Annotated in this window: 7 protein-coding genes and 1 riboswitch; of the genes, 3 read left to right on the forward strand and 4 right to left on the reverse strand. The window is 72.3% G+C overall.

The features are described 5' to 3' along the window. Positions 1-85: 85 nt before the first annotated feature. A complete protein-coding gene (locus tag AC06E6_RS10850; RefSeq protein ID WP_054668422.1) occupies positions 86-751 on the forward strand; it encodes a response regulator transcription factor in 666 nt (221 codons plus the stop codon). A gap of 50 nt (positions 752-801) precedes the next feature. Here the strand turns inward: AC06E6_RS10850 and AC06E6_RS10855 are convergent, their stop codons facing one another. Then, entirely contained in the window at positions 802-3,270 is a 2,469-nt protein-coding gene (locus AC06E6_RS10855) for a methyl-accepting chemotaxis protein (protein WP_478061290.1), read from the reverse strand. A gap of 190 nt (positions 3,271-3,460) precedes the next feature. Continuing rightward, positions 3,461-3,623: riboswitch (yybP-ykoY riboswitch) on the forward strand. 8 nt (positions 3,624-3,631) lie between these two features. Here AC06E6_RS10855 and AC06E6_RS10860 point away from each other — a divergent pair. Beyond that, the gene (locus AC06E6_RS10860; RefSeq protein WP_104939965.1) at positions 3,632-4,213 is read left to right on the forward strand and encodes a manganese efflux pump MntP; all 582 of its coding nucleotides are present in this window, start codon (positions 3,632-3,634) and stop codon (positions 4,211-4,213) included. Positions 4,214-4,762: 549 nt separating this feature from the next. Here the strand turns inward: AC06E6_RS10860 and AC06E6_RS10865 are convergent. Next, positions 4,763-8,185: a hybrid sensor histidine kinase/response regulator gene (locus tag AC06E6_RS10865; protein WP_478061293.1), complete on the reverse strand. Its 3,423-nt coding sequence runs from the start codon at positions 8,183-8,185 to the stop codon at positions 4,763-4,765. Between the two features lie 75 nt (positions 8,186-8,260). Continuing rightward, the gene (locus tag AC06E6_RS10870; protein ID WP_313248015.1) at positions 8,261-9,682 is read right to left on the reverse strand and encodes a sensor histidine kinase; all 1,422 of its coding nucleotides are present in this window, start codon (positions 9,680-9,682) and stop codon (positions 8,261-8,263) included. Between the two features lie 228 nt (positions 9,683-9,910). Between AC06E6_RS10870 and AC06E6_RS10875 the strand changes: the two genes are divergently transcribed. Then, entirely contained in the window at positions 9,911-11,857 is a 1,947-nt protein-coding gene (locus tag AC06E6_RS10875) for a GGDEF domain-containing protein (protein ID WP_478061295.1), read from the forward strand. A 70-nt stretch (positions 11,858-11,927) separates the two neighbouring features. Here the strand turns inward: AC06E6_RS10875 and AC06E6_RS10880 are convergent, their stop codons facing one another. Next, positions 11,928-12,944, reverse strand: a complete 1,017-nt coding sequence (locus tag AC06E6_RS10880) for an OmpA family protein (RefSeq protein ID WP_478061297.1) — start codon at positions 12,942-12,944, stop codon at positions 11,928-11,930. Positions 12,945-12,948: the final 4 nt, after the last annotated feature.

Below are 12,948 nucleotides of genomic sequence, written 5' to 3' on the forward strand. Positions count from 1 at the left end.
TTTTCCCAACCTCTCCCCGCAAGCAGACCGGCTTTTGTTTTTGCCTTCTCTCACTCCTCACTCCTCTTCAGCCACTCCTGCTCCAATGCCTACCCTGCTGATCGCCGATGACCACCCGCTGTTCCGCGAAGCGCTGCGCGGCGCGGTGCAGCGGGTCATTCCCGGGGTGCAGCTGCTGGAGGCCGACAGCGTCGAGGCGCTGTATGCGCTGGCCGAGCAGCATCCCGATGCCGATCTGGTGCTGATGGACCTGAACATGCCCGGCGCGCAGGGGTTCAACGCGCTGGTGCACCTGCGCTCGCTGCACCCGCAGTTACCGATCGTGGTGGTGTCCGCGCGCGAGGAACCGACGGTGATGCGCCGCGCGCTCGACCATGGCGCGTTCGGCTTCATCCCCAAGTCGGCCGATTCGGACACCATCGGCCATGCCCTGGGCACCATCCTCGACGGCGAGCGCTGGGCACCGGCCGAGGCGCACAACGTGCCGCCCACCGACCACGAGGAACGCGAGGTCGGCCAGCGCCTGCGCGAACTCACCCCGCAGCAGTTCCGGGTGCTGCAGATGCTCGGCGCCGGGCGCCTCAACAAGCAGATCGCCTACGACCTGAACGTGTCCGAGGCCACGATCAAGGCGCACGTCACCGCGATCCTGCGCAAGCTCGGCGTCACCAACCGCACCCAGGCGGTGCTGATGGCCGGCAAGCTGGCCATCGACGACGACAGCATCGTGCTGCCGCCGGAAGAAGACTGAGCCACGCCATGCCGGGGCGGCACGCCGCCGCCCCGCCGTCGCGTCCACGGTCAGGCCGCCGGCGAAAGCCGCGGCGCGGCGGCGCCGTCCACCACGAAGGTTTCCGCCGCCGCCGCCAGCTCCTGCGCCTGCTCGTGCATGGCCAGCGCCGCCTGCGAGGACGCGCGGGCGACGTTGCCGCTCTGGCGGGTGCCGTCGCCGATGCGCCGCAGCAGCCGCTCGACGTCGTCCACCGCGCTGACCTGGCGCGCCGACGCCGCGTCGATGCGCGCCATCGCCACCACCACCTGCTGCACGCGGCCGCCGATGTCCTGCATCGCCTCGCCGCTGCTGTCGACCAGATGGGCGCCGGCCTCGACCTGCTGCAGCGAGGCATCCACCAGCGCGCGGATCTGCTGCGACGCCGCGGCCGAGCGCTGCGCCAGCTGCCGCACTTCGCCGGCGACCACCGCGAAGCCGCGGCCATGGCTGCCGGCGCGCGCGGCTTCCACCGCCGCGTTGAGGGCCAGCAGGTTGGTCTGGAACGACAGGCTGTCGACCGTGGCGACGATCTCGCGGATATGGCGCGAGGACGCGCGCAGCCGCTCCATGCCGGCCACCGCGGCGGTGGTGGCCTCGCGCCCGCGTTCGGCGGCCACGCTCGCGGCTTCGGAGATCTCGGCGCTGTGGCGCGCGCTGTCGGCGTTCTCGCGCGCCTCCCCGGCCACCGAGCGTACGCGCTGCAGCGCGTCGTGCACGTCGTCGACCTGCTGCTGGACCTGCGCGGACAGTTCGCGGGTGCCGCTGGCCATGTCGGCCACCGCCGACTGCACGCTGCCGGCCGACTGCTGGATGCTGGAGACAATGGCCCCGACCTGGCGCATCGCCACCTCCAGCCCCTGCCGCAGCCGCGCGTAGATGCCGTCGCCATCGTCGCGCATGCGCGCGCTCAGGTCGCCACGGGCGAAGTGGCCGATCACCCGCGTGGCATCGCCGACCTGGGTCTGCACGCTGTCCAGCAGCGCGTTGATGCGCCCGGCCAGCTCGCGCACGAAGCCCTGCTTGTCGGCCAGTTCGATGCGCCCTTGCAGGTCGCCGGCCGCGGCCGCGGCCACGACCGCCGCGACTTCGTGGGCGATTACCCGCTCCAGGCGCCGGTCCTGCCATTCCATCACCAGCCCCAGCACCCGCGCCTGTTCCAGCACCGGGCTGGCGCGCAGCAGGAAGCCGGTGTTGCCCAGCTCGACTTCGGCATCGACCGTAGCGCCCTCCCCGCGGGCCCGCGCCAGCACCGCGGCCACCTCGGTGCCGAGTGCAGCCACGTCTGCGCCGGTATCCACCGCGGCATCGACGCCCGCCTCGGCGAAGGTCTGGCGCAGGGCATCGTTGGCGTACACCACGCGTCCGTCGCCATCGGTGACCAGTACCGCGGCACGCGCCACGTCCAGCGCCTGGCGCACGCGCTGGTTGGCCAGCGCGGCCACGCGCTCGCTGGCGATGCGTTCGCGCAGGCTGGCCTGCATCTGCATCAGCGCGGTGGCGAGGCGGCCGATCTCGTCATGCCGGTTGCGCACCACCAGGGTGCCGTCCAGGTGGTCGTCGGCGATCGCCCCGGCGAACGCCGCGGCCGCGGCCAGCGGCCGGTCGATGGCACGCAGCAGCAGCACCAGCAGGGTCACCAGCAGCGCGCCGACGATCAGCACGGTGGCGGCGAAGGCGGCGTTCATCCAGTTGCGCGCGGCGGCCTGCCCGGCCTGCTGCGTCTGCAGCGCGCTGCGCTGGTCGCGCTGCAGGCGCAGGATCACCGGGTCCACCTGCGCGGCATAGTCGTCCAGCGCCTGGGTCTCGCTGTCCACGCCGAAGCGCGCCGCCGCATAGGACAGGAACGCCCCCTGGTAGCGCTGCATCGCCTCGCGCACCTGCGCGCGCACCGGCTCGGGCATGCGCGCGCGCTGCAGCAGCAGTTCGAACGGCATCGCTTCGGCGCCCAGTTCGTCGGCGTACTTCTGGTCGCGGCGCAGGATGAAGTCCTTCTCGTGGCGGCGCATGCTCAGCATCGACACCTGCAGCTCCGGTTCGCGGTATTCGCCGATCAGGTTCTCCACGGTGTGCACCGCGGCGCGCAGTTCGCCCTGCATGCCGCTGTCGGCATCGTGGCCGAGCTCGCCGATGCGCTCGTCCAGCAGCCGCGCCGATTCCAGGTAGGCCTGCAGCGCGGTGGCCAGCCCGGGCGGCCACGGTTCGGCGCCAGGCACCGGCGCCAATGCCTGGCCCAGCTGCGCACGCGCCTTGCCGAACGCCTGCCCGGCGGTGGTCGAGAACGACATGGCATACTCGGCCTGCGCGCGCCGCGCTTCGGCGAAGGCACGCGCCAGGTTCTCCAGCCGCGCCGCGTCCTGCTGGTAGCGTTGCAGGCGCTGGTCGGCGGCACGGGTGCCGGCGCTGAGCCAGGCATAGGCCGAACCGATCACGGCCAGGCCGACCACCAGGGCCAACAGGCTCAACCGCAGCTTCTGGGCGATTCCAAGCGGGAACTTCATTGCACGACTCCGGGCGTGGGGACGCCTCTGGATCGGCCGCTGCCGCGCTTTCTTTAGGACGTCCGGCGAACGCAGGCGCGCCGCGGGCGGCGCGCGGCGCAATGAGGCCAGCGCCTGATGACAGGCGCATGTCAGCGGCCGCAGGCGAGGGCCGCGGGCGCCACGGCGGCGTGCTAGAATCCGCGCTCCCTTGGGGAGTAGCCTGCTTCCAGCGTCTGGAAGCGCACGCGTCAACACACTCGACCATTGCGTCGTGGCGCGTGCGACCGGTTCCACGGTTGGCGAGACCAACGGCATGCGAGCGCAACGTCAGGTCGGGCGCGCCGCGTGCCGTCCGTGTCCGCCCGGCCAGGAAAACCCGATGTCCCCACTTTCCATCCTCCTGATCGGCTTCGCCATGTCCACCGACGCCTTCGCCGCCGCGATCGGCAAGGGGGCGGCGATGCGCCGGCCGCGCCTGCCCGACGCACTGCGCGCCGGCCTGATCTTCGGCGTGATCGAAGCCATCACCCCGCTGCTGGGCTGGTTGCTGGGCCGCGCCACCTCGCAGTACGTGGAAGCGTTCGACCACTGGATCGCCTTCGTCCTGCTCGGCGCGCTGGGCGTGCACATGATCGTGGCCGGGCTGCGCCCGGATGCCGAGGAGGAAACCCAGGACGCCGGCGACAACCGCCACCACCGCTTCTGGACGCTGGCCGCCACCGGCCTGGCCACCAGCATCGACGCGGCCGCGGTCGGCGTGAGCCTGGCCTTCCTGGACGTGCATATCGGCGTGGTGGCACTGGTCATCGGCCTGTGCACGCTGGTCATGGTGACCCTGGGCATCATGCTCGGGCGCGTGCTCGGCGCGCTGGTCGGCAAGCGCGCCGAGATCGTCGGCGGCGTGATCCTGATCGTCATCGGCGCCAGCATCCTGTACGAACACCTGCACGGCGCGGCCTGACACGCAGGTTCGGGGCTCGCCCCGCACGGCTTTCCCGGTGAAGCCCCATGCGCGGCAAGCAGCGCATCTACGCCGAGCGGCCGGCAATCACCGGTTCGCCCGGCGCCGACGAGGTTCTACCGCCGGGCAACGAGGAACCCCGTAGGTGCGGGGCTCGCCCCGCACGGGCTTTCCCGGTGAGACCCCATGCGCGGCAAGCGGCGCATCTACGCAAGCGGCACGGCCGGCAATCACCGGTGCGTCCGGCGCCGACGAGGTTCTACCGCCGGGCAACGACGAAGCTCCACGTAGGTGCGGGGCTCGCCCCGTACGGGCTTTCCCGGTGAGGCCCCATGCGCGGCAAGCGGCGCATCTACGCAAGCGGCACGGCCGGCAATCACCGGTGCGCCCGGCGCCGACGAGGTTCTACCGCCGGGCAGCGAGGAGCCACGTAGGTGCGGGGCTCGCCCCGCACGGGGTTTCCCGGTGAGACCCCATGCGCGGCAAGCGGCGCATCTACGCGGAGCGGTGCGGCCGGCAATCGCCGGCGCAACCGGCTTCCACGAGGCCCTACCGCCAGGCGGTCAGGAAGGCGCGCAGCGAGGCCGGCTTCACCGGCTTGGTCAACACCCGGTAGCCGCGCTCGCGCGCCATCCGCTTCAACTCGTCGCGGCCGTCGGCGGTGAGCAGCGCGCCGGGCAGCGGCCGGCCGGCGGCGGCGCGCAGTGCGACCAGCGCGTCGAGCCCGTCCATGCGGTCGTGCAGGTGGTAGTCCACCAGCATCACGTCGGGGTGCTCGGCGATCTTCCGCAGCGCGATGTCCACGGTGCTGGCGGCGATCACTTCCACCTTCCAGCGGCCGAGCAGCGCGCGCATGCCGTCGAGGATTTCCTGGTCGTTGTCCACGCACAGCACACGCAGGCCGGCCAGCGCCTCGTCGCCGCCGAAGCCCGGCATGGCGCGCGGCGGCGGCGCCACCGCCGGGGTCGGTACCCGCGGCAGGGTGATGGAGAACATGCTGCCGCGGCCGGGCTGGCTGCGCGCATCCAGGCCATGGCCCAGCAGGCGCGAAATGCGCTGGCAGATCGACAGGCCCAGGCCCAGCCCCTGCTCGCCCCAGTCAAACGGCTGCTGGTAGCGGTGGAACTCGTTGAAGATCTGCTGCATGTGGTGCTCGGGAATGCCCGGGCCGGTATCCCACACCTGCAGTTCGACCTGGCCACCGCGCACCCGCAGCGCCAGCACGATGCGCCCGCTGCGGGTGTAGCGCAGCGCGTTGGCCATGAAGTTCTGCAGCACCCGGCGCAGCAGCCGGCGGTCGCTGCGCACCCACGCCGGGCGCGCGAACACATGCAGCCGCAGCCCGCGCCCGGCCGCCACCGGGGTGTACTGCGCGGCCAGCTCGCGCACCAGCACCGCGGCATCGAAATCGCTGAGGGTCGGGCGCAGCCCGCCGGCATCCAGCCGCGACACGTCGAGCAGGCCGTCGAGCAGCTCCTCGGCCGCGCGCAGCGAGGCGTCCACGCGCTCGGCGAGATGGCGTTGTTCGTCGTTCTCGTGCAGGCCGTCGCGCAGCGCCGAGGCGAACAGTCGCGCGGCGTTCAGTGGCTGCAGCACGTCGTGGCTGATCGCGGCCAGGAAGCGGGTCTTGGACTGCTGCGCCGCCTCGGCCGCCTGCGAACGCTCGGCCACGCGCTGCTCCAGGGTCTCGTTGGCCTCCAGCAGCGCCTGCTCGGCGCGCTTGAAGTCGCTGATGTCGTTGTAGCTGGTGACGTAGCCGCCGCCGGGCAGGGCCTGGCCGCGCAGTTCGATCACCTTGCCGTCGGCGCCGGTGCGCTCGAACACGTGCGGCGTGCCGGCGCGCATGTGGCCGATGCGGCGGTTGATCTGCACCTCGATGTCGCCTTCGCCCAGTTCGCCGCGCTCGGCGTTGTAGCGGATCAGGTCGGCGACCGGGCGGCCCACGTAGAGCATGCCGTCGGGGTAGCCGAACATCTGCTGGTAGCGGCGGTTCCACGCAGTCAGGCGCATGTCCGGATCGACCACGCTGACCCCGGCGCTGATGTTCTCCAGGGTGGTCGACAGGATCTCGCGGTTGAAGCGCAGCTCCTGCCCGGCCTCGTCCAGCACCGCGACCACTTCGCCCAGGTCCATGCCCGAGCCGCGCAGCAGGCTGGTCAGCAGCAGGCGCGCGGAGGCGGCGCCGATCGACGCGGCCAGCAGGCGTTCGGTGAACTGCACCCAGGCGCGGTCGGCGGCGGCGGCCGGCTGGAACTCGCGCTGCAGCGCCTGCGCCTGCTCGACGAAGGCGCGCCGCGCGCGCACGTCGCCGACCACCCGCGTGGCCAGCGCCAGCAGGTCGCGCACCTTGACGTGCGCCGGCCAGTCGCCGGCCACCGCCGGGCGCCGCGCATACGGCTCCAGGAACGGCGCCACGCGCAGCCGTTCGGCCACCCCGGGGCGCCAGCGCATCGACACCAGCAGCATGGTCGCGGCATTGAGCAGCAGCGACCAGAAGGTGCCATGGGTCAGCGGGTCCCAGCCGCGCAGGCCGAACAGCTGTTCCGGGCGCAGCCAGTCGATGCCGAACGGGCCGTGCTCGACCAGCGCCACGTCGAGCCAGCCACCGTGGCTGAGCGCCGGCAGCAGCAGCGTGTAGACCCACAGCGCGAAGCCCACCGCCATGCCGGCGCCGACGCCGCGGCGGCTGGCGCCGCGCCAGTACAGCCCGCCGATCAGGCCCGGCGCGAACTGCGCCACCGCGGCGAAGGCCATCAGCCCGTAAGTGGCGAGCATGGTGTCGTTGTTGCTGCCGCGGTAATAGCCGTACGCCACCAGCGCCAGCAGCAGGATCGCCAGGCGGCGGATCCACAGCACCCGCGAGGCGACGTCGGCGGCCTCGCGGTGGTCGCCGCTGCGGCGCAGCAGCAGCGGCATCACCAGGTCGTTGCTGATCATCGTCGCCAGCGCGATCGAGGACACGATCACCATGCCGGTGGCTGCCGAGAAGCCACCGACATAGGCCACCAGCGCCAGCGCGGTGTTGCCGGTGCTCATCGGCAGCGCCAGCACCAGCGCGTCGTCGACCACCCCGCCGCTGCCGAGCAGCGCGTTGCCGGCCACCGCGATCGGCACGATCATCAGCGAGATCAGCACCAGGTAGCCGCCGAACAGCCAGCGCGCGCGGCGCACGTCGCCGACGTCGCCGCACTCCACCACCGCCACGTGGAACTGGCGTGGCAGGCAGATCAACGCCAGGAAGCTGAGCAGGGTCTGCGAGACGAAACCGACCGGCGGCGTGCCTTCGAACAGGGTCCGCGCCGAGGCCACCACCGCGGTGCCGCGGTCGGACAGCCAGACGTAGGCGAACACCCCGACCGCCACCATCGCCAGCAGCTTGATCATCGACTCCAGCGCGATGGCCAGCATCATGCCGTGGTGGTGTTCGGTGGCGTCCACCTGGCGGGTGCCGAACAGGGTGGCGAACAGTGCCATCAGCAGCGCCACGTACAGCGCCGGGTCGGTGAGCGCGCCGCCACCGCCGCTGTCGCCGGTGAGCACCTGCAGGCTCATCGCCACCGCCTTGTACTGCAGCGCCAGGTACGGCACCACGCCGATCAGCGCGATCACCGCCACCAGCGCGGCCAGGCGCCGCGAACGGCCATAGCGGGAGGAAATGAAATCGGCGATGGAGACCACGTTCTCGCTGCGCGCGATCAGCGCCAGCCGCTCGATGATGCGCCAGCCGAACAGCAGCAGCAGCAGCGGCCCCAGGTAGATCGGCAGGTAGCCGATGCCATAGCGCACCGCGGTGCCGACCGCGCCGTAGAAGGTCCACGACGAGCAGTACACCGCCAGTGCCAGGCTGTAGACCACCGGCCGCAGCCATGGCCGGTCCGGATACATGGGCCGATGGTCGCCCCACCACGCCACGCCGAACAGCAGCGCGGCATAGCCGAGCGAGACCAGCAGCAGGATCCAGCTTGAGACCAAGGACGAGTTTCCGGACGGGCCGTGCCGCAGTGTAGCCGCTGCCAGGCCTGCGCCGCGGTGGCCACCCGGCGCCGGTCAGCAGGGCAGCGCTTCGCCGCCCCCGGCCGCGGGCACCGGCCCGGCGGGCAGCGGCCGCGCCGGCAGGTACAGGTGGAACCGGGTGCCTTCGCCCGGGGCACTGTCCACTTCGATGCGGCCGTCGGCCGCGGCGACCAGGTTGCCCGCCACCGCCAGGCCCAGGCCGGTGCCCTGGCCGCTGGGCTTGGTGGTGAAGAACGGCTCCATGCAGCGCTGCCGCACTTCCTCGCTCATGCCATGGCCGCTGTCGCTCACCTCGATGCGCAGTTCGTTGCCCGGCTCCGGGCAGCACAGCGCCAGCCGGAAGGTGCCGCCGTCGGGCATCGCCTGCTGGGCATTGGCGGCCAGGCTCAACAGCACCAGTTCCAGCTGCGCCGGATCGAAATGGATCTGGCACTGCACTTGGCCGACGTCCAGTTCGAACACCGTGCGCGCGTCGAACAACTGGCGCAGCATCGGCTCCATCGTGACGATGGTCGGGGCCGCGTCCAGCAGCTGCGGCCGGGCCACGTCCTGGCGGCTGAAGTCCAGCAGCCGGCGGGTCACCGCGCCGGCGCGCCGCGCCGCCGACTCCACGCCCTGCAGCGCCGCCTTCAGCTCGGCCGGATCGTCGCTGCGGCGGCCCTTGCCGGCGTAGCCCATGATCAGCGCCAGCAGATGGTTGAAATCATGCGCCACGCCGCTGGCCAGCCGGCCCACGTTCTCGATCTTCAGCGCATGCACCAGCTGCTCGCGCGAGCGTTCCTTTTCCTGCATCTCCAGCTGCAGCGCGTCGCGCTTGCGCGCCAGGTCGGCGCCGCGGCGCTGGGCGATGCGCAGGTTGTGGCGCAGCGCGGACAGCGACTGGTCCAGGACGAACGCGACCGCCACCGTGCCGAAGCCGGACAGCGCCAGGTCGCGCAGCACCAGCTCCACGCGCGAGGGCAGGTAGAAGCCGGCGGCCGCGTCCTGCCACGCACCCAGCGCCAGCAGCGCGCCCAGCCAGGTGGTCGCCAGCCACAGCGCGCGACGCCCCAGCAGCGCACCGGCCAGCAGTACCGGCAGCAGCTGCAGCAGTTGCCCGTGCATCTGCGCGCGCAGGCCCCAGTAACCGTAGGCCACCGAGGTCAGCACCAGGTTGAGCACCACGAAGGCCATTGCCGACAGGTGCAGGCGCCGGCGCCGCAGCAGTTCCAGCGAAACCAGGCAGGTGAGCATGCCGGCCACGCCCAGCACCCGCGGCAGTGCGCCGGCCGCCGGTCCCTCCCACAGCAGGAGCAGCAACTGGTAGCCGGCCACGGCCAGCAGCAGGCGCAGCAGCATGGCCATGGCGCGTGCCTCGGTGGCGTCGACCACCGCCGGCGCGCGCGGCGCGTCGCTGGCACGCGTGCGCCGGGATGACTCGGCCGGATCCCCGGGCCGGGTAGTGCGGGAAAGCATCGGGCGGAATCCCCGGCGCGGCGGGCGGCCACGCGGCAAATGGATGGGTCGCCGCCATATTACGGGCCCGCCGGCGGCAATGGGCTGGCGCGGCGCGGACGCGGCGCCAGATGGCCACCCGGCGGCGCCCGGCATGCGGGCAGTACGGCTATATTACCGGCGTCCGTCGCGCGATCTGCCGCGCCGCCAGCCGGCCGGACGCTCCCCCGCCTGGAACCACCGGACGCCATGCCCCGACCGCTTCGTGCCACCCGATTCCGCCGCCTGATGCCATGGGCGGTGCTGGCGACGGTCGTGGCCGGCCCCGCAGGCGCCCAGACCGCGGAAGCCGATGCACGGCTGATGGACCAGGTGGCACGCTGCCACGCGACGGTGCACGGCGCCCCGCGCGAGGCGCTGGCAATCGCCACCCGGCTGCTGGCCACGCCGGCGCTGCCCGTGGTGGTCGAAATCGGCGCCGAAGGGTGCCGCGGCTTCGCCAGCCAACTGCTGGGCCAGGGCGACGCCAGCCTGGAATCGGCCGCGCGCCTGCAGGCACTGCTGCGGACACCGGGGCTACCGGCCTTCGAACGCGGCCGTGCGCTGCAGATGGCCGCCACCCTGCTGCAGCGCAATGGCCAGACCACGGAAGGCCTGCAGCTGCTCGAATCGATGCTCGAGCGCGGCATCGCCGAGGGCGACGTGGGCAGCCAGATCACCGCGCTGACCGGCATCGCCCTGATCCGCGGCGAGCAGATGGACGACCCCGAAGGCGCGCTGCACTACCTGCAGCAGGCGCTGGCGCTGTCCGACCACCTGCGCCGGCCGCCGCTGGCGCAGGACGTGATGCTGCACTACAACCATGGCTACACGCTGCTGCGGCTCAAGCGCCATGACGAGGCGGAGCGGGCGTTCGCCCGCGCCGAATCCATCGCCGGGCGCGTGTCCAGCCAGGACGTGATGCTGCACCGGATCCGCGGCCACCGGGCCGAAATCCAGCATGCCCGCGGCCGCCTGGAGGCGGCCAGGGCGCAGTTCCTCGCGATCCTGCCGTGGCAGGCGAAGAACGACCCGCTCGGGCAGATCGTCACCCTGCAGCGGCTGGCACGGATCGCGCTCGAGCAGCAGCAGCCGCGGCAGGCGCGGGAGCTGGGCGAACAGGCGCTGGCGCTGGCCGAAACCGGCAAGTTCCCCGAAGCAACCCGCGACAGCCTGGACATTCTGGCCGAAACCAGCGTGGCACTCGGCGATACCGCCGAGGCGCGCGACTACCTGCGCCAGGCCAGGCAGATCGACCAGGCACGGATGAAGGGCGACGACCTCAACCGGCTGGCGAGGCTGCAGGCCACCGCCGAGAAGGCGCTGGACCCGGCCCGCATCAACGCCGTCCAGGAAGCCAGCCGCGACCGCCTGCTGCGCAATGCCGCACTGGCGGCGGTGCTGATCCTGCTGCTGGGCGGCGGCGCCCTGTACCTGCGCATGCGCCGCCAGCAGCGGCAGCTGCGCAGGCTCGGCACCATCGACGCGCTCACCGGGCTGCCGAACCGGCGCGAGGCGCAGCGCCTGCTGGACGCCGCCATGTCAGCGCGCACCGGCGAGTTGCGCAGCGCCGTGCTGTTGCTGGAAATCGACGGCTTCAAGGCGCTCAACGACCTGCACGGCCATGCCGCCGGCGACCTGCTGCTGCGCGCGGTGGCCGAGGAACTGGTCCGCGGCAGCGACCAGCACGACCACGTGGCGCGCTGGGGCGGGGCCACGTTCGTGGTGATCCGCGCCAACACGTCGCAGGCCGCGGCGTTCGCACTGGCCGCGCACCTGTGCCGCCGCATCGAACGGCTGCAGGTGGATGTCGCCCCGGGCCAGTGCCTGACCCCCAGCCTGTCCGCCGGCGTGGCCCCGCATCCGCTGTTCCCGGGGGCCACCGCGAACCAGACCGACACCCTGCGCGCGGTCAGCCGGGCGCTGCAGGTGGCGCGCCGCAGCGGCGTCGGCACCTGGGCCGGGTTGTGGGGCCTGGCCGACGGTCGCACGGTCGACCTCTACAGCATCCTGCGCGATCCCGAGCACGCGCTGGCGCAGGGCTGGATCGCGATCGGCGGCGGCCAGCCGATGTCGTGGGCGCCACCGCGCGAGGTCGCCGCCGCGCCGGCGCGCGACGAAAACCGCGGCCCCAACCGGATGTCCCATCTGCCCTGAACCCGGTATCCGCCGGCCACGCGCACCCGGCAACCGATGCAGACCGCGACCTTTCACCTGGCGCGTGCGCTCACCGGGCCAGTTCGAAGCGCACTTCGACCCGGCGGTTGGGCAGCAGGCATTCCAGCAGCGCGGCACGCGGCGTGACGCCGTCGCACTGCTGCACCTGCTGGGTATCGCCGCGGTATTCGTAGCGGATCGCATCCGGGTCGATGCCGCGGCCGATCAGCAGCTCGCGCACCGTCTGCGCGCGCCGCTGCGACAGGCCCTGGTTGTAGTCGAAGCCCCTGCCCTGCATGCGGTCGGCGTGCCCGACCAGGGTGACCCCGGCCAGTTCGCGCTTCTCACCGGCGAGGGTGGCCAGCGCGCGGTCGATGCTCTCCAGCGAGTAGCCGCGGATGTCCTTGCGGCCGTCGCGGTCGAACTCGAACAGCACGTTGGCGATCAGCGGGCCCGGCGTGGCCGCCGGCGCGGCGGCCGGCGCCACGCCGCACTGGCGCGCCAGCGCCTCGGCATCGTTCACCAGGTCCTCGGCGATCTGGATGTACGGCTTGGAGTGGCGCCATTGCTGCTGGTTGAACTCGTTGCCGGCGTGCACCAGCTCGACCTCGCCGCAGGCCACGGCCTGCTGTGCGCAGCTGAAGCCCGGGGTGCCGTGGATCGCCTTCAGGCGCTGCCACAGGTCGTCGCGCAGGTACCGGGCGTTGTTGACCAGGGGCGTGTCGGTGGGAAGCGGCGCGACGCCGTTCTCCATGGCCACGATCAGCTTCTCCGACTCGGTCAGCGCGTCCTGCGGGAACGCGCTGCGGTCGTTGCGGGTGTATTCGTGGAACGACACGTCCAGCCAGCACTGCGCCTTGGCCATGCCGTAGTCGCGCACCGGGCGACCGGCGTCGTTGAGCGCCTGGATGCGGCCCTGGGTGGCTTCGTAGCCCTGCAGGTCGGCATGGATGGCTTCGTCGGTGATGCGCTTTTCCTGCGGGTTGAGCCGGGTCTGCTGGGCACCGGCGCTGCCGGCCACGATGGACAGGAGGGCGGCGGACAGCAGCGCGCGGGACAGGGTGGAACGGGTATGCGGAGATTTCATCGGG

The organism is Stenotrophomonas sp. Steno-Z10-HUANG (assembly GCF_056393075.1).